The organism is Quadrisphaera sp. GCM10027208, from assembly GCF_042658805.1.
Classification (GTDB): domain Bacteria; phylum Actinomycetota; class Actinomycetes; order Actinomycetales; family SCSIO-59966; genus SCSIO-59966.
Genome location: NZ_JBHSRC010000009.1, coordinates 55050 through 80759 on the forward strand (window position 1 = coordinate 55050; position 25710 = coordinate 80759).

23 protein-coding genes and 1 pseudogene are annotated in these 25710 nt (G+C 75.7%); 14 read left to right on the plus strand and 10 right to left on the minus strand.

All coding sequences use genetic code 11. The features are described 5' to 3' along the window. Positions 1–60: 60 nt before the first annotated feature. Together ACFP6A_RS13390 and ACFP6A_RS13395 are read right to left on the minus strand one after the other, a co-directional pair. Positions 61–513: a metallopeptidase family protein gene (locus ACFP6A_RS13390; protein WP_379604310.1), complete on the minus strand. Its 453-nt coding sequence runs from the start codon at positions 511–513 to the stop codon at positions 61–63. Between the two features lie 22 nt (positions 514–535). Beyond that, positions 536–2782 (minus strand): putative bifunctional diguanylate cyclase/phosphodiesterase, encoded by a 2247-nt coding sequence (locus ACFP6A_RS13395; protein WP_379604312.1) that lies wholly within the window; start codon positions 2780–2782, stop codon positions 536–538. 137 nt (positions 2783–2919) lie between these two features. On the opposite strand from ACFP6A_RS13395, the gene ACFP6A_RS13400 reads away from it, so the two are divergent. From ACFP6A_RS13400 to ACFP6A_RS13440, 9 genes are all read left to right on the plus strand, one after another. Continuing rightward, a complete protein-coding gene (locus ACFP6A_RS13400) occupies positions 2920–3273 on the plus strand; it encodes a DUF3499 domain-containing protein (protein ID WP_379604313.1) in 354 nt (117 codons plus the stop codon). A gap of 139 nt (positions 3274–3412) precedes the next feature. Then, on the plus strand, positions 3413–3727 hold the full coding sequence (locus ACFP6A_RS13405; RefSeq protein ID WP_379604315.1) for a hypothetical protein: 315 nt from the start codon (positions 3413–3415) through the stop codon (positions 3725–3727). 51 nt (positions 3728–3778) lie between these two features. Further along, the gene (locus tag ACFP6A_RS13410) at positions 3779–5188 is read left to right on the plus strand and encodes a phosphomannomutase/phosphoglucomutase (protein ID WP_379604317.1); all 1410 of its coding nucleotides are present in this window, start codon (positions 3779–3781) and stop codon (positions 5186–5188) included. A gap of 35 nt (positions 5189–5223) precedes the next feature. Next, positions 5224–5415, plus strand: coding sequence for a Trm112 family protein (locus tag ACFP6A_RS13415; RefSeq protein WP_379604350.1), 192 nt, complete (start codon positions 5224–5226; stop codon positions 5413–5415). 13 nt (positions 5416–5428) lie between these two features. Then, positions 5429–6556, plus strand: coding sequence for an SIS domain-containing protein (locus tag ACFP6A_RS13420; protein WP_379604319.1), 1128 nt, complete (start codon positions 5429–5431; stop codon positions 6554–6556). 258 nt (positions 6557–6814) lie between these two features. Next, positions 6815–7795 carry a cation diffusion facilitator family transporter gene (locus ACFP6A_RS13425; RefSeq protein ID WP_379604321.1) on the plus strand — a complete coding sequence of 327 codons (981 nt, stop codon included), beginning with the start codon at positions 6815–6817 and terminating at the stop codon, positions 7793–7795. A 43-nt stretch (positions 7796–7838) separates the two neighbouring features. Continuing rightward, positions 7839–9644 carry a hypothetical protein gene (locus ACFP6A_RS13430; protein WP_379604323.1) on the plus strand — a complete coding sequence of 602 codons (1806 nt, stop codon included), beginning with the start codon at positions 7839–7841 and terminating at the stop codon, positions 9642–9644. Positions 9645–9727: 83 nt separating this feature from the next. Next, positions 9728–11155, plus strand: a complete 1428-nt coding sequence (gene ahcY, locus ACFP6A_RS13435; RefSeq protein WP_379604325.1) for an adenosylhomocysteinase — start codon at positions 9728–9730, stop codon at positions 11153–11155. Positions 11156–11159: 4 nt separating this feature from the next. Beyond that, the gene (locus ACFP6A_RS13440) at positions 11160–11750 is read left to right on the plus strand and encodes a hypothetical protein (protein ID WP_379604326.1); all 591 of its coding nucleotides are present in this window, start codon (positions 11160–11162) and stop codon (positions 11748–11750) included. Positions 11751–11825: 75 nt separating this feature from the next. On the opposite strand, the gene ACFP6A_RS13445 is transcribed toward ACFP6A_RS13440, so the two are convergent. After that, on the minus strand, positions 11826–12716 hold the full coding sequence (locus tag ACFP6A_RS13445; protein ID WP_379604328.1) for an RDD family protein: 891 nt from the start codon (positions 12714–12716) through the stop codon (positions 11826–11828). Positions 12717–12785: 69 nt separating this feature from the next. On the opposite strand from ACFP6A_RS13445, the gene ACFP6A_RS13450 reads away from it, so the two are divergent. Further along, complete coding sequence (locus tag ACFP6A_RS13450) at positions 12786–13781, plus strand: stage II sporulation protein M (protein WP_379604330.1); 996 nt, start codon at positions 12786–12788, stop codon at positions 13779–13781. A gap of 190 nt (positions 13782–13971) precedes the next feature. Here the strand turns inward: ACFP6A_RS13450 and ACFP6A_RS13455 are convergent, their stop codons facing one another. The 7 genes from ACFP6A_RS13455 to ACFP6A_RS13485 all read right to left on the minus strand — a co-directional run bounded on the left by ACFP6A_RS13455 (position 13972) and on the right by ACFP6A_RS13485 (position 21022). After that, the gene (locus tag ACFP6A_RS13455; RefSeq protein ID WP_379603721.1) at positions 13972–14379 is read right to left on the minus strand and encodes a PKD domain-containing protein; all 408 of its coding nucleotides are present in this window, start codon (positions 14377–14379) and stop codon (positions 13972–13974) included. 440 nt (positions 14380–14819) lie between these two features. Then, the gene (locus tag ACFP6A_RS13460; RefSeq protein ID WP_379604332.1) at positions 14820–15389 is read right to left on the minus strand and encodes a DUF6318 family protein; all 570 of its coding nucleotides are present in this window, start codon (positions 15387–15389) and stop codon (positions 14820–14822) included. A 322-nt stretch (positions 15390–15711) separates the two neighbouring features. After that, on the minus strand, positions 15712–17004 hold the full coding sequence (locus tag ACFP6A_RS13465; protein ID WP_379604334.1) for a DUF58 domain-containing protein: 1293 nt from the start codon (positions 17002–17004) through the stop codon (positions 15712–15714). 4 nt (positions 17005–17008) lie between these two features. Beyond that, complete coding sequence (locus ACFP6A_RS13470; protein ID WP_379604336.1) at positions 17009–18004, minus strand: AAA family ATPase; 996 nt, start codon at positions 18002–18004, stop codon at positions 17009–17011. Beyond that, positions 18001–19245, minus strand: a complete 1245-nt coding sequence (locus ACFP6A_RS13475; RefSeq protein ID WP_379604337.1) for a DUF4350 domain-containing protein — start codon at positions 19243–19245, stop codon at positions 18001–18003. Before ACFP6A_RS13475 ends, ACFP6A_RS13470 begins: the two co-directional genes overlap by 4 nt. Then, a complete protein-coding gene (locus ACFP6A_RS13480) occupies positions 19242–19907 on the minus strand; it encodes a DUF4129 domain-containing protein (RefSeq protein WP_379604339.1) in 666 nt (221 codons plus the stop codon). The genes ACFP6A_RS13475 and ACFP6A_RS13480 overlap by 4 nt, the downstream gene beginning before the upstream one ends. Further along, a complete protein-coding gene (locus ACFP6A_RS13485) occupies positions 19904–21022 on the minus strand; it encodes a hypothetical protein (RefSeq protein ID WP_379604341.1) in 1119 nt (372 codons plus the stop codon). The genes ACFP6A_RS13480 and ACFP6A_RS13485 overlap by 4 nt, the downstream gene beginning before the upstream one ends. A gap of 124 nt (positions 21023–21146) precedes the next feature. Between ACFP6A_RS13485 and mtrA the strand changes: the two genes are divergently transcribed. From mtrA to ACFP6A_RS13505, 4 genes and pseudogenes are all read left to right on the plus strand, one after another. Beyond that, positions 21147–21824 (plus strand): MtrAB system response regulator MtrA, encoded by a 678-nt coding sequence (mtrA, locus tag ACFP6A_RS13490; protein ID WP_379604343.1) that lies wholly within the window; start codon positions 21147–21149, stop codon positions 21822–21824. A gap of 2 nt (positions 21825–21826) precedes the next feature. Beyond that, complete coding sequence (gene mtrB / locus ACFP6A_RS13495) at positions 21827–23503, plus strand: MtrAB system histidine kinase MtrB (RefSeq protein WP_379604345.1); 1677 nt, start codon at positions 21827–21829, stop codon at positions 23501–23503. Continuing rightward, on the plus strand, positions 23496–25277 hold the full coding sequence (locus ACFP6A_RS13500; protein ID WP_379604347.1) for an LpqB family beta-propeller domain-containing protein: 1782 nt from the start codon (positions 23496–23498) through the stop codon (positions 25275–25277). The genes mtrB and ACFP6A_RS13500 overlap by 8 nt, the downstream gene beginning before the upstream one ends. Positions 25278–25357: 80 nt before the next feature. Beyond that, a pseudogene (locus tag ACFP6A_RS13505) lies at positions 25358–25710 on the plus strand (ComF family protein); the annotation flags it as partial.

Consider the following 25710-nt stretch of genomic DNA (forward strand, 5'->3'; position numbering starts at 1 on the left):
CTCGTCCTCGTCTGCACGGTGCTCTCCTCGCCACCTCGGTCGCAGGTACCCGTCACCGGGTCACTCGTCGTCGGCACGGTACCGGGGGTCGACCCGTTCCGGCTCCAGGCCGAGGGCGTGCGCGACCTGCTCGACGACGACCTCGTGCACGAGCGCGCCGAGCTCGTCGGGCTCGGCGCGGGTCTCGACCGGGCGCCGGTACACCACGACCCGCGGCGGCAGCCCGCGCTCGGCGGGGAAGAACCGGCCCAGCGGCACCGCCCCCGGCTCCCACGGCGACGGGTCCGCCGGCGGGACGTCCTCGACCGCGAACTCGATGCCCTCCAGCTCGGCCCGCCAGCCCCGCTCGAGCCGCTCGACGGCGTCCAGGACGAGGTCGTCGAAGCGCTCGGCACGGCTGAGCGCCCCCGGCAGCCCGGGTGGGATGAGCGGGCCGCGGGGCCCGCGGCCGTGCCGGTCACGCCGCCGCCGGCGACCCGGCCGGCCCGCCGCCCGGGCACGCGGTGTCTGCACGCTGGGCAGGGTAGTGCGCGGCTCAGTCGGCGGCGACGGGCAGCGGCCACGCCGGCCCGGACGCCGACCCGTCGACGGCGGCCAGGTCGTGGGTGCGCTCGGCCTCGACCGGCCGGCAGAACAGGTACCCCTGGACGATGTCGATGCCCAGGGCGGTGACGACGTCCAGCTGCAGCGGGGTCTCCACCCCCTCGGCGACCGTCCGCAGCCCCAGGGCGTGGGCCATGGCGACCATGGCCCGGGCGACGTGCTCGGCGCTGGGGTCCACCCCGAGCGGGGAGATGAACGACCGGTCGAGCTTGAGCAGGTCCCACGGGAACGCCGACAGCCGGGACATCGACGACCACCCGGTGCCGAAGTCGTCGATGGCGAGGTGGACGCCGAGCTCCTTGAGCCGCCACAGGGTCCGCAGCGAGTCGACCTGTGCCAGGGCGGACTCGGTGACCTCCAGCCACAGGTCGTCGGCGGGTACGCCGTGGTGCTCCAGGCCGGCGGCGACGGACTCGACGAGCCGGGGGTCGTCGAGCTGCAGCGCGGAGACGTTGACCGACACCGCAGGCCGCCGCCCGGACCGCTGCGGCCACTGCCGCTGCACCCGGAGGGTGTTCTCCAGCATGACGTCGAACAGCCGGCCGGCGAGTCCGGCGTGCTCGGCGACCGGGACGAACTCCGACGGCGGGACGGCGCCGCGCCGGGGGTGCTGCCAGCGGGCCAGGGCCTCGAACCCGAACAGGTCACCGGTGGCGAGCTCGACCTCCGGCTGGAACACCGCCCGCACCTCGCCGTCCGCGAGGGCGTTCGGCAGCTCGGCCGCGGTGCGCAGCCGCACGTCGTAGGCGGCGCGCAGCCGGTCGTCGAAGTGGACGACGAGTCCGCGGCCGCGCGAGCGGGCCTCGGCCAGGGCCAGCTCGCCGGAGATCAGCAGCCCGCTGGCCGTCGTCTCGGTCTCGGCGAGGGCCACGCCGACGGACACCGACGGGGTGTGCACGACGTCGCCGAGCGGTACCGGCTCGGCGACCCGGCGGCGGATCTCCTCGACCGCCTCCCGCAGCTGCCGCCGCCCGGCCTGGGTGACCACGACGACGAACTCGTCGCCGTCGATCCTCCCGACGGCGTTGCCCGGGCCGGTGCCGTCCCGCAGCCGGTCGGCCAGCGTGGTGAGCAGCCGGTCGCCGGCGTGGTAGCCGTGCTGGTCGTTGACCGTCTGCAGGCCGTCGACGTCGAAGACGACGACGCCGACCCCGGTCCCGCCGGTGCCGGCCGAGTCGAGCACGGAGGTGAGCAGACCGGTGAGCTCGGAGCGGTTCGGCAGCCCGGTCAGGGCGTCGGTCCCGGCCTGCTGGTGCAGGGCCGTCTCGACCCCCTGGCGGTCGGTGAGCTCGGCGGCCAGAGCGGAGGCGACCATCGTCGTGCCGCCGCAGATCAGCAGGAACAGCTGCAGCAGGGTGCGGCTGGTCTCCCGGTCGGCGCCGGCCACGGCGAACGGGCCGAGGTCGGCGAGCGTCGACAGGTCCGCGACGACGGCCGCCGCGACGAGGGCAAGGGCGGTCCGGCGGATCCCCATCCGCAGCGCGCCCCAGGTGTACAGGGGCAGCAGCAGGTACGGCAGCGTCGGCGACCAGTCCCGCGGTGCGGCGACGAACACGACGAGCAGCGTCAGCACCTGAGCGACCACCCAGCCGGCGAGCTCGAGCGGGTCGCGCCGCGGCGGGACCGAGCGCAGGCTGAGCAGCGCCGGGGTCACGAGCAGGACGCCGAGGGCGTAGGCCAGCACCCGCCGCGGCACCATGTCGGTCAGTCCCACGTCGGTCAGCCCCACGTCGGTCAGCCCCACGCCGGCCATCGGCTGCCACAGCACCGCGCTGGGCAGCCCGACGAGGACGGCGGCGGCCCCGACCCCGGCGAGCAGGAACACCATCATCGGCCGCAGCGGGGTCAGCCGCGCCCCGTGACTGCCCAGCTGGCGCAGCAGCAGCGCGGCGACGAGCGGGTGCGCCACGTCGGTGAGCACCCGCGTCGCCAGATGCACCAGGGGGACGCCGACAGCAGCCAGGCTGAGCGTGTCGGCCACCGCGACCGTGGCCAGCAGGGCGGGCCAGCGGCGGCCCGGGCTGAGCAGCAGGGCCGCCAGGGCGACCCCGGACGCCGGCCAGATCGCCGCCCCGGTCCGGTCCGGGACGTGGAGGGCGAGCACCGACAGCGCGGCCAGGAGGTACAGGGTGAAGGTGGCGAGTACCTGGCGCAGAGCTCCCTGGGGCCACGGGCGCACAACTCACCCACTCTCGGCTGGTCGGGGCGTCGACTGACCGTGTCGCGACGATCTTCACACCATCGGCCCCGCCACGCGATGACTTGAGACCCGCCAATGTGAGGTGCGTGCCCAGGCGGCGGGTAGCGTGCCGGGTCGTGGCAGTCCGACGTTGCAGCCGAAGCGCCTGCGCCCGACCGGCGGTGGCGACGCTGACGTACGTCTACTCCGACTCCACCGCCGTCCTCGGGCCGCTCGCCACGTTCGCCGAGCCGCACACCTACGACCTGTGCGCCGAGCACGCCGAGCGGCTCACCGCTCCCCGCGGCTGGGAGGTCGTCCGGCTCGCCCCGCAGGTCTACGACGAGGCTCCCTCGCACGACGACCTGGTCGCGCTCGCGGACGCCGTCCGGGAGGCCGCGCGGCCGCCGGCCCCCGCTCCGGAGGCGGCGACCGCCGTCGAGGTGGGCCGCCGCGGCCACCTGCGGGTGCTCCGCGACACCGGGCACTGACCGAGGGCACTGACTGAGAGTGTGAAATTCCTCACCCACTGTCACGGCGTGTCGCGCTCAAGGATTCACCCGATCGGACCGAAGCAGTCGGGGCCAGCCCGGTGAGAGCCGGGGCCGTACCACCTCGGAGAGCCGGTCGATGTCGCAGCCGTCCACCACCTCCCCGGACCCCGGCGCCGCCGTCCGGTCCCTGCCCACCCAGCGCCGCCGCCGCGGCCGCACCACCGAGCCGCCCGCCCCTCTGGGGTCGCTCACCCAGCGCGAGCACCGCGTGGCCGTGGGGTGCGCCGCCTGCGGCAGCACCCGGCTCACCCACCTCAAGATGATGCTCACCGACGGCACGCCGGTGCGCTTCACCTCCTGCCACCGGTGCGAGCACCGGTCGTGGACCTCCCTGGACGGCGAGCCGCTCAGCGTCGACTCCGTGCTCGACCGGGCCCGCAAGGCCGTCTGAGCCAGCGCATCTGAGCGAAAACCGTCCCCGCCCGTCGGTAGGGTCCCCGGCGTGGACCTGTCGACGATCATCAAGGCCTACGACGTCCGTGGTCTGGTTCCCGACCAGCTGGACGCCGACGTCGCCCGCGCCGTCGGCGCGGCCGCGGCCGACGTCCTGGTCCCCGACGGGGGCCGGCTCGTCGTCGGCCACGACATGCGCCCGTCCTCCCCGGCGCTCGTCGCGGCGTTCGCCGACGGCGCCCGCGACCGTGGCGCGGACGTCGTCCGGATCGGCTTGTGCTCCACCGACGGCCTCTACCACGCCAGCGGCGCCCTGGACGCCGCCGGCGCCATGTTCACCGCCAGCCACAACCCCGCCGCCTGGAACGGGATCAAGCTGTGCCGGCCCGGTGCCCGCGCCGTCGGCCAGGACTCCGGGCTCGCCGACGTCCGCCGGTTGGCCCAGGGCTACCTCGACGACGGCGTCCCGGCCGCCGGCCGCCGCGGCACGCTGACCGACACGGACACCCTGCGCGACTACGCCGTCCACCTGCGCTCCCTGGTCGACCTGTCCGGCGTCCGGCCGCTGCGGGTCGTCGTCGACGCCGGCAACGGGATGGCCGGTCACACCGTGCCCGCCGTGCTGCAGACCGCGGCCGGGCTGCCCGCCCTGCCGGTGGACGTCGTCCCGCTGTACTTCGAGCTGGACGGGACGTTCCCGAACCACGAGGCCAACCCGCTGGAGCCGGAGAACCTGCGGGACCTGCAGGCCGCCGTCCGCGAGCACGGCGCCGACCTCGGCCTGGCCTTCGACGGGGACGCCGACCGGTGCTTCGTCGTCGACGAGCGCGGCGAGCCGGTCAGCCCGAGCGCGGTCACTGCCCTCGTCGCGCTGCGGGAGATCGCCCGCGAGCGCGCCGCGGGCCGCCACCCGGTCGTCATCCACAACCTCATCACCTCCCGGGTGGTGCCCGAGGTCGTCGAGGCCGCCGGCGGCACCCCGGTGCGCACCCGGGTCGGGCACTCGTTCATCAAGGGCGAGATGGCCCGCACCGGCGCGGTCTTCGGCGGGGAGCACTCGGCGCACTACTACTTCCGCGCGTTCTGGGGCGCCGACACCGGCATGCTCGCCGCGATGCACGTGCTCGCCGCCCTCGGCGAGCAGGACGGGCCGCTGTCCGCGCTGGTCGCCGACTACGCGCCGTACACGGCCAGCGGGGAGATCAACTCCCGGGTGGACGACGTGGCTGCCGCCACCGCCCGGGTGCGCGAGAGGTTCGCCCGGGACGGCGCCGGGGTGGACGAGCTGGACGGGCTGACGGTCAGCTCCGCGCCCGGCACGCAGCCGTGGTGGTGGTTCAACCTGCGGCCGAGCAACACCGAGCCGCTGCTGCGGCTCAACGTCGAGGCCGCCGACGGTGCGACGATGGAGCGGGTACGCGACAGCGTGCTCGCCGTCGTCCGGGAGGAGACCCGATGACCCCCGCAGAGCAGCCCGGCGCCCCCAGCAGCCCGGTGGCCGTCGAGCCGTGGGTGCGCGAGGTGCTGCGCTGCCCGGCCTGCCGGGCCGAGCTCGCCGACGGCACCGGCCCGGACGGCGCCCCCGAGCTCGTGTGCACCTCGGCCGAGTGCGCCCTGGCGTACCCCGTCACCGACGGCATCCCGGTGCTGCTCGTCGACGAGGCCCGGCGTCCCGGCCCCCGGTGAGGACCCTTTAGCGATGACCAGACCGTTCGACGAGCAGCTGCTCGACGACCCCGAGGCGCTGGCCGCCGCTGACCCGTCCGGGGTGCTGCGGGCCGTCGCCGGCGCCGGGGCCCAGGTGCGCCACGGCCTGTCGCTGGCCGCCGAGGCGCCGCTGGACCGGCTCGGGGAGGACCGGCCGCGCACTGTCGTCATCGCCGCCCGCGGCGGTGCCCGCGCCGTCGGGGACGCCGTCGAGGCGCTCGCCGGCCCCGGGTGCCCCGTGCCGGTGGTCTGCCGCTCGGGCACGGTGCTGCCCGGCTGGGTCGGCCCCCTCGACCTCGTGATCGCGGTGTCCCTGTCCGGGCAGGCGCAGCCGGCCGTCGCGCTGGCCGCCGAGGCCGGACGGCGCGGGGCCCGGGTGCTCACCGTCGGCGCCGCCGGGTCGCTGCTCGCCGAGGTGTCCGCCCAGGTCCGCGGCGTGCACGTGCCGGTGCCCCAGCCCGGCCTCGAGGCGACGTCCGCGCCGACCTCCCGGGCCTCGCTGTGGGCGATGCTCACCCCGGTACTCGTCGCCACGACGAGGCTCGGGCTCACCGACGCCGGTCCCGGACCGCTCGGTCTCGTCGCCGACACCCTCGACGAGGAGGCCCGGCTCGGCTCCCCGGCCACCGAGTCGTTCGTCAACCCGGCGAAGTCGTTGGCGGTCGAGCTCGCCGACAGCGTGCCGGTGCTGCTCGGCGACGGCCCGGCGACCGGCGTGGCCGCCCGCCGGGCGGCGTCCGTGCTGGCCCGGACCGCGCGGGTGCCGGCCGTGGCCGGGACCCTGCCCGACGACGCCGGGGACGTCGTGGCGACCTTCGGCGGACCGTTCGCCTCCACCCCCGAGGAGCTGTTCGCCGACCCGTTCCTGGACCCCGAGCCGACCGGGCCGCGGCTGCGGCTCGTCCTGCTGCGGGAGGGTCCGACGTCCGCGGCCGCCGCCGTCGTCGAGCTCGCCGAGCGCTCCGGGGTCAAGGTCAGCGAGGTCGTCGTCGAGGAGCCGGATCCGCTGCGCCGGCTGGCGGCGCTCGGCGCCCGCACCGACTTCGCCGCCACCTACCTCGCGCTCGGGCTCGGGCTCGACCCGGCGGAGTCGCCGCACGTGACGGAGCTGTCGTCCTGAGCAGGAGCACCGTGTGCTCCTGCTGATGGGTTCGTGTCGTGGAGCCGGACGTACTGGCTGGACCCGGCGCGACGGTGGAACGCCGCGGTGAGTGCTCTGCGGACGAGATGCCGTCGCAGTTGTGCCGAGTTCCGCCAAAGTTATGCAAAGTTATGGGAGTTGCCACGCCCGCTGGTCAAGAGCGCAAACCCATGCGCCGGTATGAGACGGCCTGGGTCGGTCCCCCGTGCTGGAGCACCCTTCACTAGCCTCCGTCCCGTGGCAACCGAAGGCGGTACCAGGGCGATCGTCGCGGCACTGCTCGCCAACCTCGGGATCGCGGTCACCAAGTTCGTCGCGTTCCTGCTGACGCGCTCGTCGTCGATGCTCGCCGAGTCGATCCACTCGGTCGCCGACTCCGGCAACCAGGCCCTGCTGCTGGTCGGCGGACGGCGGGCCACGCGGGCAGCCACACCCCAGCACCCGTTCGGCTACGGCCGGGAACGGTACGTGTACGGGTTCGTCGTCGCGATCGTGCTGTTCTCGGTCGGCGGCCTGTTCGCGCTGTACGAGGCGTGGCACAAGTGGGCCGAGCCGGAGCCGATCGAGGCGTGGCAGTGGGTCCCGCTGGTGGTGCTCGTCGTGGCGATCGGGCTGGAGACCTTCTCGTTCCGCACCGCGATCGCCGAGTCCAACCGGGTCCGCGGCCAGCGGTCGTGGGTCGAGTTCGTGCGCACGGCGAAGGCACCCGAGCTGCCGGTCGTGCTGCTCGAGGACTTCGGCGCCCTGCTCGGTCTCGTCTTCGCGCTCTTCGGCGTGTCCCTGACCCTGCTCACCCACGACGGCAGGTGGGACGCCGCCGGGACGGCGATGATCGGCGTCCTGCTGGTGCTGATCGCCGCAGTCCTGGCCGTGGAGATGAAGTCGCTGCTGATCGGTGAGGGCGCAACGAGCGAGCACCTCCAGGCCATCGAGGCCGCCCTGCCCGGTGACGGCGTGGAGTCGGTCATCCACATGAAGACCCTGCACCTCGGGCCCGAGGAGCTCCTCGTCGCCGCCAAGATCGCCGTCTCGGCGCGGGGTACCGGCGACGAGATCGCCGCGGCCATCGACGCCGCCGAGCGGCGGGTCCGGGCCGCCGTCCCGATCGCGCGGGTGATCTACCTCGAGCCGGACCTGCGGGAGCCGGCGACGCCGCCCGGCGACGGCGGGCAGGACACGGGTACACCGGCTCAAGGCGGGCCCGCGCTGGGTCGATGACCCCGACGGGTGGCACGACCGTGCCCCCGTGGAGGTCGCCCACATGCTGTCTCGTCCTGCCGCCCGGCTGTCCGCGCTCGCCGCGACCTCCGGGGCGGTGACGCTGCTGTCCCTCGGTGTCACCGCGCCCGCGGCGGGTGCGGTGACTGCGGACGCCGTCGTGCCGGCGTCCGCCCGGACGCTCACCGTCCAGCCGGGGGACGACGTCGCGGCCGCGATCGCCGACCTGCGCGCCGGGGACACGCTCCTGCTGGCCCCCGGCCGCTACGACGTCGGCACCCTCAAGACCCGGGCGGACTGGCCGCGCGGCACGGCCGCGGCGCCGGTCACCGTCCGGGCGCTCGACCCGGCCCGCCGCCCCATCCTCACCGGGTCGCTGCGGCTGTACGACGCCGACCACTGGCGGCTGGAGGGGTTGCGGGTGGAGGCGACCGTCCCCGGCGAGCCGGCCCTGCACCTGGCCGGCGGGACGGGCTGGGTGGTGCGCGACAGCGAGCTCACCGGCGCCCGCCGCACCGGGGCGTACTCCAACGTCACCATCACCGACGACACGTTCCTGGGCTCGGGGGCGCCCGAGGACTTCCGGTTCGAGGAGAACTGCGTGTTCGGCGCGGCGACCGCCCACGACGGCCGCAAGGACCACAACGTCTACGTGTCCTACCAGGGCACGCCGGACAGCGGGGGGACCATCGCCCGCAACACCGTCTTCGACCACCCCAGCGGGGCCGGGATCAAGCTGGGGGACGGCGGCGAGCCCGGTGCCCGTGGGCCCTGGAACGTCGACGTCACCCACAACACCGTCGCCCACGGCGCGATGGCGGTCCTGCTGCACGGCGACGTCCGCGGCAACGACCTGTCCGGCAACCTCTTCGACGCGGTGGCCGAGAGCTTCGTCACCACCCCCGGAGCCACCACGTACGTCTCCGCGCACGACGTCGTCGGAGCCGGCAACGTCGTGCGGCACACCTACGCAGCGGCCCCGGCGACCTACTTCCTGTGGGGTGCAGGGGTCACCCTCGGCCCCGACGCCGGGCTGCGCCCCGACCCCGGTCTGACCGAGGCCGGCTGCACCGGGCTGCGCCCCCGCGCCACGGCGGCCCAGGCCTACGGCCGCTGGGGGAGCGGGCAGTACGGGACCGTCGACGCCGCCCCGGCCGGCACCGGCCCGCTCGGCACCGGGACGGCGGTCCCGCTGGCGGGGGACTGGGACGGGCGGGGACGCACTCTCCCCGGCTGGTTCGACGACGGCGCCTTCACGCTGCGCGCAGGGGACGGGACGGTCTCCCGGTTCCGGTTCGGCCGCGCCGGTGACGTGCCCGTCGTCGGGGACTGGGACCGCGACGGCCGTGACGAGGTCGGGGTGTTCCGCGCCGGCCGCTGGCACCTGCGCAGCGGTACCGGCGCACGGGCGACCGAGACGTCCTTCGGGTTCGGCCGGGCCGGGGACGTCCCCCTCGTCGGCCGGTGGGCGGGGGCGGCACGGGACGGCGTCGCCGTCGTCCGGGACGGTCGCTGGCACCTGCGGGTCACCCCGAGCGGCGGGGTCGCCCAGCGCAGCTTCTCCTTCGGGCGCGCGGACGACGTCCCGGTCGCCGGTGCCTGGCTCGGGGACGGCGTGGACCGTCCCGGCGTGGTGCGCGGCACCCGCTGGCACCTCGCGATGTCCGTCCTGCGTCCGGTCACCGTCTTCTCCTACGGACTGGGCCGGGTCGGTGACGTCCCGCTGCCGGCGGACGGCGACGGCGACGGCGTGCGCACCGCGGGCGTCGTCCGCGGTGGGACGTTCTTCGAGCGCTCGGACCACCGCCCGAGCGGTGCGGCCGTCACCAGCACGACCTTCACCGGCTGACGTCGGCGGCCGCCGCGCCGGTCGGTCCGTAGACTGGCCCGGACCACGGCGAGCACCGCCACCCGCGTCCCGGAGGGACCCCGATGGACTACAAGGTCCGTGACCTCGGCCTGGCCGACGCCGGCCGCCACCAGATCCGCCTCGCCGAGCACGAGATGCCCGGGCTCATGGCGCTGCGCGAGGAGCTCGGCGACAGCCGCCCGCTGCGCGGCGCGCGGATCGCCGGGTCCCTGCACATGACCGTGCAGACCGCCGTCCTGATCGAGACCCTCACCGCGCTCGGCGCGCAGGTGCGCTGGGCGTCGTGCAACATCTTCTCCACCCAGGACGAGGCGGCCGCCGCCGTCGTCGTCGGCCCCGACGGCACCCCGGAGGACCCCCGCGGCGTCCCGGTGTTCGCGTGGAAGGGGGAGACGCTCGAGGAGTACTGGTGGTGCACCGAGCAGATCCTCACCTGGCCCGGTGAGGGCCCGAACATGATCCTCGACGACGGCGGGGACGCGACCCTGCTCGTGCACAAGGGCGTGCAGTTCGAACGAGCCGGGGCGGTGCCCGCGGCCGACGACGCCGACTCCGAGGAGTACCGCGTCATCCTCGACCGGTTGCGCCGCAGCCTCGCCGAGGACTCCGGTCGCTGGACGGCGCTCGCCGCCGGCGTCCACGGGGTCACCGAGGAGACGACGACCGGCGTGCACCGGCTCTATGAGCTCGCCGACCGCGGCGAGCTGCTCTTCCCGGCGATCAACGTCAACGACTCGGTGACGAAGAGCAAGTTCGACAACCGCTACGGCGTCCGGCACTCCCTCGTCGACGGGATCAACCGGGCCACCGACGTCCTCATCGGCGGCAAGGTCGCCGTCGTCGCCGGTTACGGCGACGTCGGCAAGGGCTGCGCCGAGTCCCTGCGCGGGCAGGGCGCCCGGGTCGTCGTCACCGAGATCGACCCGATCTGTGCCCTGCAGGCGGCGATGGACGGCTACCAGGTGGTCCGGCTCGAGGACGTCGTGGCCACCGCCGACATCTTCGTCACCGCCACCGGCAACCGGGACGTCATCACCGCCGAGCACATGACGGCGATGAAGGACAAGGCGATCGTCGGCAACATCGGTCACTTCGACAACGAGATCGACATGGCCGGGCTGGCGCGCCTTCCCGGCGTCCGAAAGACGGAGATCAAGCCGCAGGTGCACGAGTGGACGTTCGAGTCCGGCCGGTCGGTGATCGTGCTGTCCGAGGGGCGGCTGCTCAACCTCGGCAACGCCACCGGGCACCCGTCGTTCGTCATGAGCTCCTCGTTCTCCAACCAGGTGATCGCCCAGGTCGAGCTGTTCACCCGGCCCGAGGCCTACCCGCTCGGGGTCCACGTGCTGCCCAAGCACCTCGACGAGAAGGTCGCCCGGCTGCACCTGGACGCCCTCGGCGTCCGGCTCACCGAGCTGACCAAGGAGCAGGCCGAGTACATCGGCGTCGACGTCGCCGGGCCCTACAAGCCGGAGCGCTACCGGTACTGACCCGGTGCCGCGCGGTCGCTACCTCGTCGCGGGCCGGGCCGAGGAGTTCACCTGCGCTCCCGGACCGGCCGGGTGGCGGTACGCCTCGGGCGTCCTGGACCTGGCGTGCGACAACGGGTTCCGGCCCGCCCGCGTCGAGGTGACCGGGCCGGCCGCCCGGGTCCGCGGCGGACGCACCGTCCTGGACGACGGGACGCCGGTGCTCGGCTGGGTCACGACGTCCGACCCGGGGCGGGAGCGCACCGCGCTCGCGGACGCCGTCGACGTCGAGTCCCCCGGTGCCCTGGTCGCCCTCGCCCGCCGGCTCGGCCCGCCCGGGTCGGTCCCGGCCGAGATCGCCGTCGCCGCGGTGCGGTTCACCGGGACGGCGCTCGCCGGTCTGCCCGCCCGGCTACGGGTGGCGCGCACCGGGGCGAGCGTGCACGAGGGTCTGCTCGTCGAGGAGGTCACGCTCGACGACCTCGACACCGGAGTGCGGACCACCCTGCACGTCGCCGGCGACGTCGTCCTGTACGCGGTGCGCGGCGGGGACCCGCACGAGGTCTGGGAGGTCGAGCTCGAGGACCTGGACTCACCGCCGTCGTTCCTGCCCTGAGCCCTCGCTGGCCTGCACCCGCCCCGCCCTCGCCCCACCCGCCCTCGCCCCACCCTGCGCAAAATGCTGTAGTTTTCACAGATCTCGCGGCGTGTTACGCCTCCAACCCAGCATTCTGCGTGGGGGTGGGGCGGCCTCGTGGGGCGTGGGGTCGTCGAGGCCGAACGGGAGGCGGTGCAGCCGGACGGCTCGCTCGTCGCGGCGTCGCCGGTCGGCCTGCATCCGGCGCAGCTCGCGCTCCCGGCGCTCGGCGAGCACGGCGGCGATGAACCGCTCCGGGTGCGTGCCGGCCGGGGGCGGGGGCGAGACGTGCCGGGCGAACTCGGCGGCCAGCGACTCCCCGAGCCGCTGGCGGGACGCCGGGTGCAGCCGGTCGGTGCGCGCCAGCAGCTGGCGGGCCGACAGGGCGAGATGGCCCGGCAGCCGGGCGATGTCAGCGCCTTGCGCCCACGCGGCCAGCTCCGGCGGCATGTGCACCGGGCGGGCGGCGTCCGAGGCCGTGCGCTCGCGGACGACGTACGTGCCGGCGACGAGGTCGCCGATCCGCTTGCCCCGCGGGTGGACCAGGGAGCTGATGACCGCCGGGCTGCCCAGGGTCAGCCACAGCTCGCCGACCCCGACCAGCGCGCGGATCAGGGCGTGCCGGACCCGGACCGGACCGCCGTCGTCCCGCACCACCCGCAGGCCCATCGCGAGCTTGCCCAGCGAGCGGCCGCGGCTCAGCGTCTCCCAGGTCAGCGGCAGCCCGACGAGCACGGTGACGAGGACCGCGATGCCGGCGGCCGTGTCGGCCGCGGGGTCGGCGCCGGACAGGGCGAGTCCGACCAGCCAGAACAGGGCGACCGCGACGACGAGCTGGACGACGGCGTCGATCAGCCAGGCGAGCCCCCGGGTGGCGAACGAGGCGGGCCGCAGGTCGAGCAGCACCGCCTCGCCGGTCACCAGCTCGGTCGACGGGATCGCCACCCCGGCACTGTAGACGGCGGGACCCGGCCGGCCGGCCGCGCCGGGCGTGGCAACAGCTAGCGTGCGGTCATGGACCTGGACGCCTTCGTCTCGGTGCACCGCGACGAGTGGGACGAGCTCGAGCGTCTGGTCTCCCGGCGGTCGCTGTCCGGCGCGGACGCCGACCGGCTCGTGCTGCTGTACCAGCGGGCGGCCACCCACCTGTCCGCGGTGCGCTCCCAGGCCCCCGACCCGGCGCTCGTCGGCCGGCTCAGCAGTCTGGTCGCGCGGGCCCGCTCCCGGCTCACCGGCGCCCGCGAGCCGGTGTGGCGGGACGTCGTCCGGTTCGCGACCGTGTCGTTCCCCGCGGCACTGTGGCGGATCCGGTGGTGGACGGCGGCGGTGACCGCAGCCTTCCTGCTCGTGTCCGTCGCGGCGGGGGCGTGGGTGGCGGGTGACCCGGCGGTCCAGGCGACCATGGGCAGCGACGCCGAGATCCGCCAGCTCGTGGAGAGCGACTTCGAGAGCTACTACTCCGAGCAGCCGGCGACCTCGTTCGCGGCCCAGGTGTGGACGAACAACGCGTGGGTCGCCGCGCAGGTCATCGCCTTCGGGGTCACCGGCGTGTGGGTGGTGTGGGTGCTGGCCCTCAACGCGCTCAACGTCGGGACCGTCGGTGGGCTGATGGCGGCGCACGACCGCGCGGACGTGTTCTTCGGGCTGATCCTCCCGCACGGACTGCTCGAGCTCACCGCCGTGTTCGTCGCCTCGGCGGCGGGGCTGAGGCTGTTCTGGTCGTGGGTCGCGCCCGGCCCGCTCAGCCGTGCGGCGTCCCTGGCCGCCGAGGGCCGGGCCCTGTTCACCGTGGCGGTCGGACTGGTCCCGGTCCTTGCCGTGAGCGGGCTGGTCGAGGCCTTCGTGACGCCGAGCCCGCTGCCGACGTGGGCGCGGATCGCGGTCGGCGCGCTCGCGCTCGGGGCGTTCCTCGCCTACGCGGGTGTGCTCGGGCGGCGCGCGGTCGCGGCGGGGGAGACCGGCGACGTGCGCCGGGAGCACGCCGGGGACGTCACGCCGACCGCAGGCTGACGGCTGACCCGTCCCTCCCCTGACCACTCGAAACCCCTCTTCAACCCCCTCTTCACCCCCTCTTCGTGATCATGCAATCCCGCCACCCCCCTGTCTCCCAGCCGTGATCATGCAATCCCACCACCCCGTTCACCTGGCCCGCTAGTACACGTGATCCTGCGAATCGGCCGTGGCCTCGGGGACGCGGCGGTCAGTCCTGGGGGTCGGCGACCAGAAGGTTGCGGCCGGCGAGGGCCTCGACGTCCACCGGCGCGGAGGTGACCTGAGCCTCTCCGGCGATCGGCAGCCACGGCCCACCGGCCACCGAGTACTCCCCGGTGTAGTACGTGGTCAGCGTGATCGAGTAGCGGTCGGCCCGCTCGTAGGTGTGGGTGATCGTCAACGCCGGGTACGGGGAACCCGGCTCGCTGGTGGGACCGTGACCGGTGCCGTCACCGAAGTCCCACGCGTACCGGGACGGCGTGGCCCGCACCCGCACCGGGAACCCGAGCAGCTCGGTGTCAAGGGTGACCGGCTCAGCAGTGGCGTACACGTTCGTCGGGATCCCCACCATCGTGTAACCGTTGTCCGGCTCCACGTTCGGCGTACCCGCCGGCAACGGCAGACGCTGAAAATCAGCTAGCGTGAAACCGGGGATGACGGGGCTCGCGGTCAACACCTCGCTGGGCGCCAGGCACCGGCTACCGCTGTTGGTCCAGACGCCACTACTGGTTGCGCGGCGGAAGAGCCAGTACAGGACTGCGTCAGCGGGGCAGGCATTGTCTGCGTCGACGCATCCCGCGTCGGCGCCCTCGGTGTTGGGAGTGTTGCCGGAGCATGCAGGAACGTGTGTGTACTCGTAGAGGGGTCCGGACGTTGAGCCTGCTGGCTGCCCGTTCCCTTCGCCTCGCCAGGGTGCCCGCTCCTCCCAGCCGTGAAAGGTGAGACCAGAGCCATCCGTCTCACCCACGATCTGCCCACCCCTGTCAGAAGCGCCTGATGGTGGTGTGGTGGTAGATGTGGCCAGGGCGACCACGAGGCTGATGGCGGCTAGGGCGGTCATGACGCCAGCCCAACGCCGAAGATTTTCCACTCTTCGCCGCGGGACACGTAGACGTCCACGGCAGTGGCCTCCGTTCCCGGTACCTCACGGATCACGGAGCCGTCCGAGGCGATCACACGGGAGTCCGCCTCGCGCAGCGTCATCGACACCACCACGCCGCGCTCATCCGGCGGGCCGGCGACTGAGGTGAGCACTTCCACGTCGATGCCCTCAAAGGACCGGCCGTTCGCTGCCTCTCTCTCGACCTCCTCGATGAGGCTGGTGCAGGTGACGCAGTCGGGCTCAGCGAGCTGCCTCAGGATGGAAGGATCACCCGTGCGGTAAGCATGCTCGACGGCGTCGAACCAGTACCGTGCGAAAGCTTCAGCACCTTCCGGCGTCCCCTCTCGCGCCTCCGGTGGCATCTCCGGCGGCGCCGGCGTCGACTCGGTCGCAGTGGGCGTCGGCGCCTTCGACGTCGATGCAGGTGCGGACGTCGTCGGTTCGGGTTCGTCCGCCGCTCCACTCGAGCACGCGACGAGCACCAGCGCGGCCAGCAGCCCGACGGCCCCCCTGGGGGGTTTCATGAGGCCGCACGATAACGACCTCAACCGGGACGAGGTACCCCTCGCGTCCAGGCCTGTGGACAACTTAGCTCCGGCAGCCCGCGTCGGGTCAGGGGCGTCCACTACAGAATGCTGCGTTCGGCACAGCTTTGCCGGCGTGTCGCGCCAACAACCCAGCATTCTGCGAGGGGGTGGGGGCAGGGCAGGGCGGGGGCGGGGCAGGGGAGTGCCTGGAGGTGGCGGGATTGCATGATCACGAAAGAGGGAGGGCAGGGGAGTGCCTGAGGGTGGCGGGATTGCATGATCACGAAAGGGGGAGGGCAGGGGTGGGGGTGGGGGAGGGTCAGAGGCGGCCGGCGGCCTTGAGGGCCAGGTAGGCGTCGGCGAGCCGCGGCGGCAGCTCGTCGGGAGTGCCCTCGACGACCTCGACCCCGGCCCGCTGCAGCGCCCCGGTGACCGCGACCCGGTCCAGTGCGGTGCGCTCGGCGGCCGCGGCGTCGTACACGGCGTCCGGGTCGCCGCGCCGGCCGGCCATCTCCGCCAGGACCGGGTCGGAGACGGAGCCCAGCAGCACGGTGTGCCGGCTGGTCAGGTGGTGCACGACCGGCAGCAGCCCCTCCTCGACGGCGGCCGCCTCCAGCGGGGTGAGCAGGACGACGAGCGCGTGCTGGGTGAGCCGGCGGCGCACCTCCCCGACGACGACCGGCCAGTCGGCCTCGACGAGCTCGGGCTCCAGCGGGGCCATCGCGTCCACGAGGGCGCCGAGCAGCCCGGACCCGCGCACCCCCTCGACCGACGCCCGCACCCGCCGGTCGACCGCGACGAGGTCGACCCGGTCCCCGGCCCGCGAGGCCAGCGCGGACAGCAGCAGCGCGGCGTCCATCGCCGCGTCCAGGCGCGGCGCGTCCCCGACCCGGGCCGCCGACGTCCGTGAGGTGTCCAGGACGACGAGCACCCGCCGGTCCCGCTCCGGCCGCCAGGTGCGGACGACGACCTGCTGGCGGCGGGCGGTGGCCCGCCAGTCGATCGAGCGGACGTCGTCGCCGACGACGTAGTCCCGCAGCGAGTCGAACTCGGTGCCCTGCCCGCGGACCCGGACGCTGGCCCGGCCGTCGAGCTCGCGCAGCCGGGCCAGCCGGGACGGCAGGTGGCGCCGGGAGCGGAACTCCGGCAGCACCCGCAGCCGGCCCGGCACCGGCAGCGACGCCTGCCGCGCCCCGAGCCCGAGCGGCCCCCAGGACCGCAGCGTCACCGCGTCGGCGAGCCGGTCGCCGCGGCGGGTGGGGCGCAGCACGGTGTGCAGCCGACGCCGCTCCCCGGCGGGCACGTCGACCTCGGCCCGGTCCCCGTTCGCCCCCGCGGACGGCTGCCAGGCGTCCCGGACCAGGGCGCGCAGCCGACGTCCGGACCGGTTCGCCAGGGTGAGCACCGACTCCACGGACTCCCCGAGCCGGACCCGGCCCGGCACCTCCCGGCGCACCTCCACCTGCCGCGGGGAGGCGGCCAGGGTCACGTCGAGGGCGACGAGAGCCACGACGACCCCGGCCCACACCAGCACCCCGGACCAGCCGGGCAGCAGCGCCACCACCGGCAGCCCGAGGACCGCCAGCAGCACCGCCCGGCCGCTGATCGCCACCGCGCTACCGGGGGACCGCGACGGAGTCCAGGACGCTGTCCAGGACGGCGTCCACGGTGACCCCTTCCAGCTCGGCCTCGGGGTGCAGCTGCACCCGGTGGCGCAGGGTCGGGCGGGCGAGCGCCTTGACGTCGTCCGGGGTGACGTAGTCCCGCCCGGACAGCCACGCCCAGGCCCGGCTCGTGGCCAGCAGCGCGGTGGACGCGCGCGGGGAGGCGCCGAGCCGCAGCGACGGCGAGGTGCGGGTGGCGCGGGCGACGTCGACGACGTAGCCGAGCACCTCGCGCCCGACGTCCACCCGGCGCACGGCGGCGCTCGCCGCGGCGAGCTGCTCGGGACCGGCGACCGTGCGGACCCCGGCGGCGGCCAGGTCCCGGGGGTCGAAGCCGGCGGCGTGCCGGGCGAGCACCTCCACCTCGTCGCCGCGCGCCGGCAGCGGCATCGTCACCTTGAGCAGGAACCGGTCGAGCTGGGCCTCCGGCAGCGGGTACGTCCCCTCGTACTCGACCGGGTTCTGGGTGGCCGCGACGAGGAACGGCTCGGGCAGCCGGTGCGGCCGGCCGTCCACGCTGACCTGGCGCTCCTCCATCGCCTCGAGCAGCGACGCCTGGGTCTTCGGCGGCGTCCGGTTGATCTCGTCGGCGAGCAGCAGGTTGGTGAACACCGGCCCCTCGCGGAAGGAGAACTCCGCCGAGCGGGGGTCGTAGACCAGCGAGCCGGTGACGTCGCCGGGCATGAGGTCGGCGGTGAACTGGATCCGCTTGGAGTCCAGGTCCAGCGCCGCGGACAGGGCGCGCACGAGCAATGTCTTGGCGACCCCGGGCACGCCCTCGAGCAGCACGTGCCCGCGGCACAGCAGGGCGATGACGAGGCCGGTGACGACGGCGTCCTGGCCGACGACGGCCTTGGCCACCTCGGTCCGGACGTCGAGCAGGGCCTGGCGCGGGTCTGGGCCAGTCGGGCCTGGGCCGGTCGGATGTGGGGATGGCGTGTCGGTCACCGGGGAGGTCCCTCTCGTGTCGGTCGGGCAGTCACGTCGGCGGACAGTGCGTCGAGGTCGTCGGCGAGCGCGGCCAGCGCCCGGTCGTCGGCGGGCGGCGGACCGGTCAGCAGTGCGGCCACCTCGCCCTCGGGCCGCCCGCTCGCCCGGGCGACGGCGGCGACGAGCGCGTCGGTGGCGTCGGTGGCCGCCCCGACGGGCAGGCCGAGCCGGTCGGCGACCCGGCGCAGCGTCGCCGCGCGCAGCACGGCGGCCGCCCGGTCCCGCGCCCCCGCCGCCCGGTACAGCGACGCCCGGCCCTCGGCGGTCTCGGCCGACCGGACGACGACCGGCAGCGGCTCGGGCACCAGCCGGCCCAGGCGCCGGCCCCGCCACAGCATGGCCAGCGCGGCGGTGACCGCCAGCCAGCCGGTGACCGGGCCGACCCAGCCGGGCAGCAGGTCGACGGCGGTGACGTCCTCGTCGGCCCCGGTGTCCAGCGGGCTGGCCATCAGCCACACCAGCCGGTCGTGGCCGCCGAGCACGTGCAGGGCCAGGGCGGCGTTGCCGTCGGCGGCCAGGTGCTCGTTGGCCAGCACCCCGCCCTGGCCGAGCAGGTGCACGGTGCGCCCGTCACCGGCCAGCCGCAGGTAGGACCCGGCCGCGGGGTCCTCGGCGTCCGGGAAGCACACGTCGGCGTCCGCGCCGGCGGCCCGCAGCAGCCGTCCACCGGCCAGCGCCTGCCCGGCGGCCACCGCGGCGGGGGCGGCGCAGTCGGCGGGCCGGGTCCGTGCCTCGACGACCCCGGCCGGGCGCACCCCCGGGGCCAGCACGTCCAGGACGGGACCGTCCGGCTCGACGACGACGAGGTCGGCGGCGGTGGCGGCGAGCGCCTCCAACCGGTCCGGCGGCAGCACCTGCGGGTCGACGACGACGATCGTCGCGCCGGCCCCCTGTCCGCCCGCGGCGGCCGTGCCTGGACTGCCGGCTGCCGCCGCGACGGCGTCGGCGACGCTGTCCACCCGGACCACCTCGACGCCCTGGTCACCGAGCACCTGGGCGACCGCCCGGGCCCCCTGCGGGACGGCGGAGCCGGGGTCCAGGGCGCCACCGCTGGTGCGCGGCAGGGCCAGCACGCCCGCGACGGTGACCACGGCGAGCAGGGCGAGGACGAGGACGGCGGGCCGGGCGCGCCGCCACCGCGCGGCCGCGCGGCTGCGCGCGGTGGTGCCGTCGCCGAGGACGGCGGCCGGTGCGCTCACCGCCGCCCCGCGGTCGCGGCGCCGACGGCAGGGACCGGTCCGACGTCCTGGAGGGGCCGGGTGGCGGCGAGGTCGGTGTCGAGCCGCCGCAGCCGCTCGTCCTGGGTCGGGCCTGCCGGCCGGCCGCCGTAGCGGACGTCGTCGAAGACCCGCGCCGCCTCGCGGAGCTCATCGGCGTGCGCCGGCAGGACGACGGCCGCCTCCCGGGCCACCTCGTCGGCGGTGCGGCCCGGGCCGAGGGTGACCAGGGCCCGCTCGTCCAGCGCGCGGGCGATCGCCCGGAACCGCTCCTGCACCGCGACGTCCCAGCGGCCGGCGGCGGCGGCCTCGTCGGCGGCCCGCCGGTGCTCCGCGGCGGTGCGGGTGGTCCCGCCGAGCACGTCGCCCGCCGGCGGTCGCCGCCGCCGCAGCCGGACCGGACCGGCCAGCCGCAGGGCGACCAGGACCCCGACCGCCACGGCGACGAGCAGGACCACCAGCCACAGCCGGGACCCGGGGGTGTCCGGCAGCTCGAGCCGGGACAGCTGCTCCAGCAGCCACGACACCGCGCGGGACAGCAGATCGGGCTCAGCCTCGGCGTAGACCTCCTGGGCCAGCTCGTCGCGCGCCCACCGGCGCGCCTGCCCGGCGTCCGGGGTCAACGGTGCCGCCAGGAGCGTCACGGGGCCTCGGCGGCCGCCCGGGCCAGCTCGACGTCCAGGCCCTCGAGCCGCATCCGCTGGTCGACGTAGAGCAGCGCGGTGACGGCGGCGGCGAACGGGTAGACGATCGTCGCCGCGACCGCCGAGCCGAGCCCGGTGAGCAGCAGTTGCGGCAGGGTGGGCGAGAGCGCGGCGGCCAGGTCACCGCCCGCCGGCGCGAACAGGGAACCGACCAGCTGGAACGGGGCGGCGACGACGGCGACGGTGACGAGCACGATGAGGTAGGTCAGCACCCGGATGCCCACGAGCCGCAGCAGCCCGCGGGAGCTTAGCCGCCAGGACCGGCGCAGCGAGGCGAGCACCCGCTGCTCCTCCAGCACCAGCGCCGGGCCGGCCAGCGCCAGCCGGGTGTCGATCCAGAGCCCCAGGACCAGCGCGGCCAGCAGGCCGACGAGCAGCAGCACCGTCCCGACGACCGGCTCGACCAGGACGACGACCAGCCCGGGGACGAGCACGGCCAGCACGACGCCGCCGGTGACCAGGCCGACGAGCAGGGTCAGCCCGATGAGCGGCAGCAGCCGCCCGCGGACCCGTTGCCACAGCTCGCTGCCGCCGGTGCGCCGGCCGAGGACGGCACTGCCGACGACGACGGTGGCGATCGCGGTGAGCACCGACAGTGCGAGCACCGAGACGGCCTGGCTGGCCACCGCCGCCAGCCCGGTCGTGCTCAGCGTGTCGGCGATGAGCCCGGTGTCCGGGACGGCCTGGGGGTCCTCCTCCACCGCGCTGAGGAACCGGCCGAGGCTCCCGCCCATCCAGGCCTGCAGGACCAGCTGGACGGCGGTCATCACGGTGACGACGACGGCGGCCGCACCCACCATCGCGGCCGGGTTGGAGCGCACCGCCTGGAAGGCGCCGTCGTAGATCTCCCCGAGCCGCAGCGGACGCAGCGGGACCACGCCGGGCCGGGGCGCGACCGGCACCTGCGGGTACCCGGGCCCGGCCGGCGGCGGGCCCCAGCCGGGCTGGGGCTGGGCCGGGCCGGGCTGGGGCTGGGCCGGGCCGGGCTGCGGAGGGCCGCCGGTGCCGGCGGCGTCCCCGTCGGGGCTCGCCCAGCCCTGCGTCGGGCCGCTCACTGGTCCACCCCCTCCTCGCGCCGGCCGGCGGTCGGCCGACGGCTCGCCATCCTGCCACGGGCCGCCTCGGCCACCGGGCAGCTGGCAGGTGCGACGATGGGGCCATGTGCAGGCAGGTGACGCCGTGAAGGGCCGGGTGCTCGTCGTCGACGACGACACCGCGCTCGCCGAGATGGTCGGCATCGTGCTCAAGGGCGAGGGCTTCGAGGCGGTGCTGTGCGACAACGGGGACGACGCCCTGGAGGCGTTCCACCGGCACCGCCCCGACCTCGTCCTGCTCGACCTCATGCTGCCCGGCAAGGACGGGATCGAGGTGTGCCGGCTGATCCGGGCCGAGTCCGGGGTCCCCATCGTCATGCTCACCGCCAAGAGCGACACGGTCGACGTCGTCCTCGGCCTGGAGTCCGGCGCCGACGACTACGTGCCCAAGCCGTTCAAGCCCAAGGAGCTCGTCGCCCGGGTCCGGGCCCGGCTGCGCCGCACCGACCAGCCGCTGCCGGAGGTGCTGCAGCTCGGCGACCTCACCATCGACGTCGCCGGGCACTCGGTGAAGCGCGACGGCCAGCCGATCTCGTTGACCCCGCTGGAGTTCGACCTGCTGCTCGCCCTGGCCCGCAAGCCGTGGCAGGTGTTCACCCGGGAGGTGCTGCTCGAGCAGGTGTGGGGCTACCGGCACTCCGCGGACACCCGGCTGGTCAACGTCCACGTGCAGCGGCTGCGCTCGAAGATCGAGAAGGACCCGGAGAACCCCGAGATCGTCGTCACCGTGCGCGGTGTCGGCTACAAGGCCGGGCCCGCCTGAGGATGAGCGCCCTGCTGCGCCGGCTGCGCGGGCTGCCCCGGTGGCTGCTGGCAGCCGGCCGGCGCGGCCGGCACGCGCTGCGCCGGTCGCTGCGGCTGCGGGTGGTCGGCACGACCGTCCTGCTCGGTCTCGTCGTCGTCAGCCTGATCGGCGTCTACCTCGCCGACCAGATCAGCGAGCGGCTGTTCGAGAGCCGCCGCGACCAGGTGCTCGAGGAGGCCCGCGCCGGGATGGCCCGGGCCCAGCAGTCCCTCGACAACGCCGACCCGGCGCGCGACCTGCGGCTCGTCGCCGAGGACCTGCGCGCCGAGCTCGAGGACGTGTCCACCCCCGGCCGGGAGCGTGACGTGCTGCTGCTGCGGCCGCCGGGCAACGACAGCCCGGCCGCCATCGGCAACGTGTTCTCCGCCGGCGTCGTCCCGTCGGTGGTGCCCGAGGAGCTCCGGGCCGCCGTCCGGGAGGGCGGACCGCAGCGCTGGCAGTCGATCGGCGTCCCGCAGATCGGTGGCGAGGTGCGCCCCGCGATCGCCGTCGGCGAGCTCGTCGAGGTGCCCCGCGCGGGCGCCTACGAGCTGTACTTCGTCTTCGACCTGTCCACCGAGCAGGCCACCCTGGACGCCGTCCAGAACGTCCTCGTCCTCGGCGGGGTGGCGCTGGTCCTGCTCGTCGGCGGCGTCGCGTACGTCGTCACCCGGCAAGTCGTCGCCCCTGTGCGGCAGGCCGCCGCGGTCGCCGAGCGGCTCGCCGCCGGCCAGCTGCACGAGCGGATGCCCGAGCGCGGGGAGGACGACCTGGCCCGGCTCGCCCACTCCTTCAACGAGATGGCCGCCAGTCTCGGCCAGCAGATCGAGGCGATGGAGGAGCTGAGCCGGTTGCAGCGGCGCTTCGTCTCCGACGTCTCCCACGAGCTGCGCACCCCGCTGACGACGATCCGGATGGCCGGGGAGGTGCTGCACGAGGCCCGCGGGGAGTTCGACCCCGCGGTGGCCCGGTCCGCCGAGCTGCTCGCCACCCAGATCGACCGGTTCGAGGCGCTGCTCGCCGACCTGCTCGAGATCAGCCGGTTCGACGCCGGGGCGGCCGCCCTGGACGTCGAGGCCCTCGACGTCCGCGGCATCGTCGACCGGGTGGTCGAGCTCGCCGCGCCGCTCGCCGAGCGCCGGGGCAGCCGGCTGCAGGTCAGCGTCCCGCCGACCCCGTGCATGGCCGAGGTCGACTCCCGCCGGGTGGAGCGGATCGTGCGCAACCTCGTGCTCAACGCCGTCGAGCACGGGGAGGGCCGGCCGGTCGAGGTGACCCTCGCCGCGGACGCCGACGCGGTCGCCGTCGCCGTCCGCGACCACGGCGTCGGGCTGCGCCCCGAGGACGTCCAGCGGGTCTTCGACCGGTTCTGGCGCGGGGACCCGGCGCGGGCGCGGACCACCGGCGGCACCGGGCTGGGGCTGGCGATCTCCGCCGAGGACGCGAACCTGCACGGGGGCCGGCTCGAGGTCGACGGCCGGCCCGGTCTGGGCGCCGTGTTCCGGCTCACCCTCCCGCGCCGGGCCGGCAGCCCGCTCGGCCCGGACTCGCCGCTGCCGCTGGGCAGGTGGCCGGAGCGGGCCCGGTCCGGGCCGGAGTCGTCCCCCGGTCCCCGGGCCGGCGACCCCGCGCCCGCCCCGGGAGGCACACGTGCCTAGACCGCGGCGCCCGCTCGGGGCGCGGGTCGGGACGCTGGTCCGGGTGCTCGTCGGCGGACTGGTCGGGGGACTGGCCCTCGCCGGCTGCGCCGCCATCCCGACGAGCGGGCCGGTGAGCACCGGCGCCCCCGTGCCGCCCCCCGAGCGTGGCCTGCGGTTCCAGCCGGTCTCCCCACCGGACGGCGCGGCCCCGCTGGACGTCATCCGCGGCTTCCTGCTCGCGGCGTCCGGGGTGGAGGACGACCACGCGTTCGCCCGGGCCTACCTGGTGCCGCAGGCTGCGCGCAGCTGGCGGCCGGGCGCTGGGATCACCGTCATGGTCGACGGCAGCGCGCAGGCCACCCTGGAGCAGGGCGGCGCCGTGCTGGCCGAGGACGCCCGGCCCGCACCCGACGAGCCGGTGACCGCGACCGTGTCCTACGAGGTCGCCGCCCGGGTCGACGCCAACGGGCGGCTGACCGTCGCCGCCCCCGGCACCCGGGACGAGGTCGGTTACCGGCTCGAGCAGACGTCCGGGCAGTGGCGGATCGCCGACCTGCCCGACGGCCTGGTCGTCGACGAGGCCGGGTTCGACCTGGCGTTCACGCCGCACCAGCTGTACTGGGTGGACGCCACCGGCGGCTACCTCGTCCCGGAGACCCGGTGGTTCGCGGAGCGGCGGGCGATCGCCACGTCGATCGTCACCGAGCTGCTGCGCGGCCCCTCCCCGTGGCTGGCCCCCGCCGTCAGCACCGGCTTCCCCCCCGGGACGGCGCTGACCCGCCCGCCCGCCGTGCCGGTGGTCGGCGGCGAGGCCCGGGTGGACCTCACCCGGGCCGCCCTGGACGCCGGCGCCCAGGAGCGGGCGCTCATGCAGGCCCAGCTCCAGGCGACGCTGCGGCCGGTGCCCGCGGTGGCCACCGTCCGGGTCACCGTCGAGGGTGGCGAGTTCGTGCTGCCGGACTCGCTGCCGGCCCTGGTCCGCGACCCCGGCGCCGAGTCCGTCGCGGTCGCCGCCTCCCCCGACGGGCTGGTCGAGGTGCGCGGCGGCACCGTCCGCCCGGTCGAGGACCTGCCGGTGACCGAGGGCCTCACCCTCACCGACCCGGCCCGGTCCACCGCCGCCTACGCCGCCCTGGACGCCGACCGCACCCGGCTGCTGTACCTGGTGCCCGGCACCGCCGAGCCCGAGGAGCTGCTGACCGGGACGGACCTGCTCGCGCCGTCCATCGACCCGCACGGCTGGGTGTGGACGACCCCGCGGGTGTCCACCGGGCTGCTGCCGGTGGCCCGGCCCGGCGGGGAGGTCGTCGAGGTCAGCGCCCCGTGGCTCAGCGGGCGGCGGGTCTCCTCCCTGCGCGTCGCCCGGGACGGCGCCCGGGTCCTCCTCGCCACGGTCGACCCGAGCGGCGCGCACCGGGTCGAGCTGGCCTCCGTCGAGCGCACCGGGGACGGGCGCCCGCTGAGCCTGACCCGGGCGTCCGGAGCGTCCCTGGACCCCACCCTGGTCGCGGTGAGCGAGGTGGCCTGGACCGGGGAGGCGTCCGCCGCCGTGCTCGGCCGCCGCGCCGGGGAGGACGTCGACCGGGTGTACCTCGCCGACCCCCTCGGTGCCCCGACGGAGCCCCTCGTCCCGCTGCCGGAGGACGTGCCGGTGGTGTCGCTGGCCGCCGGGTCCACCCCCCGTGCGGTCGTCATCGGCTCCGCCGACGGCCGGCTCTGGCAGCGCGCCGGCGCCCAGTGGGTGCCGGTGCCGGCGGACGTGCCGCTCAGCGACCCCGCCTTCGCCGGCTGACCGCTCGGCCCGTTCCCTGCGGGCGGCCGTGTCCACAGGGCGCGGGGCGCGGCGGCGGGCCGGCGCGGCACGCTGGTCGGGTGGGCACGCTCGCCGAGGGCTGGACGGCGCTGCTCGGCGCGCTCCTGCCGGTGGCGTGCGCCGGCTGCGGCCGGCTCGACGTCCCGCTGTGCCCCTCGTGCGCGGACCTGCTCGCCGGACCGGCCGCACAGGTGGACGACGTCCCCGCCCCGGGGTGCCCACCGGTGACCGCGGTCGCCGACTACGACGGCGCCGTCCGGGAGACCGTCGTCGCGTGGAAGGACCACGGCCGCCACGACCTCACCGCGGCGCTGGCCGCGGGCCTCCTGGCCGCCGTCGCCCGCGCCGTCCTGGACGCCGGACCGTCCGCCGGCCCGGTGCTGCTCGTCCCGGTGCCGTCCGCGCGCCGCGC

Bases quoted from the DNA above. Each gene is read 5' to 3' on its own strand.
- ahcY (WP_379604325.1), top strand. From the start codon at position 9,728: ATGGACTACAAGGTCCGTGACCTCGGCCTGGCCGACGCCGGCCGCCAC.
- mtrB (WP_379604345.1), top strand. From the start codon at position 21,827: ATGAGCGCCCTGCTGCGCCGGCTGCGCGGGCTGCCCCGGTGGCTGCTG.
- ACFP6A_RS13430 (WP_379604323.1), top strand. From the start codon at position 7,839: ATGCTGTCTCGTCCTGCCGCCCGGCTGTCCGCGCTCGCCGCGACCTCC.
- ACFP6A_RS13460 (WP_379604332.1), bottom strand. From the start codon at position 15,389: ATGAAACCCCCCAGGGGGGCCGTCGGGCTGCTGGCCGCGCTGGTGCTC.
- ACFP6A_RS13450 (WP_379604330.1), top strand. From the start codon at position 12,786: ATGGACCTGGACGCCTTCGTCTCGGTGCACCGCGACGAGTGGGACGAG.
- ACFP6A_RS13405 (WP_379604315.1), top strand. From the start codon at position 3,413: ATGTCGCAGCCGTCCACCACCTCCCCGGACCCCGGCGCCGCCGTCCGG.
- ACFP6A_RS13420 (WP_379604319.1), top strand. From the start codon at position 5,429: ATGACCAGACCGTTCGACGAGCAGCTGCTCGACGACCCCGAGGCGCTG.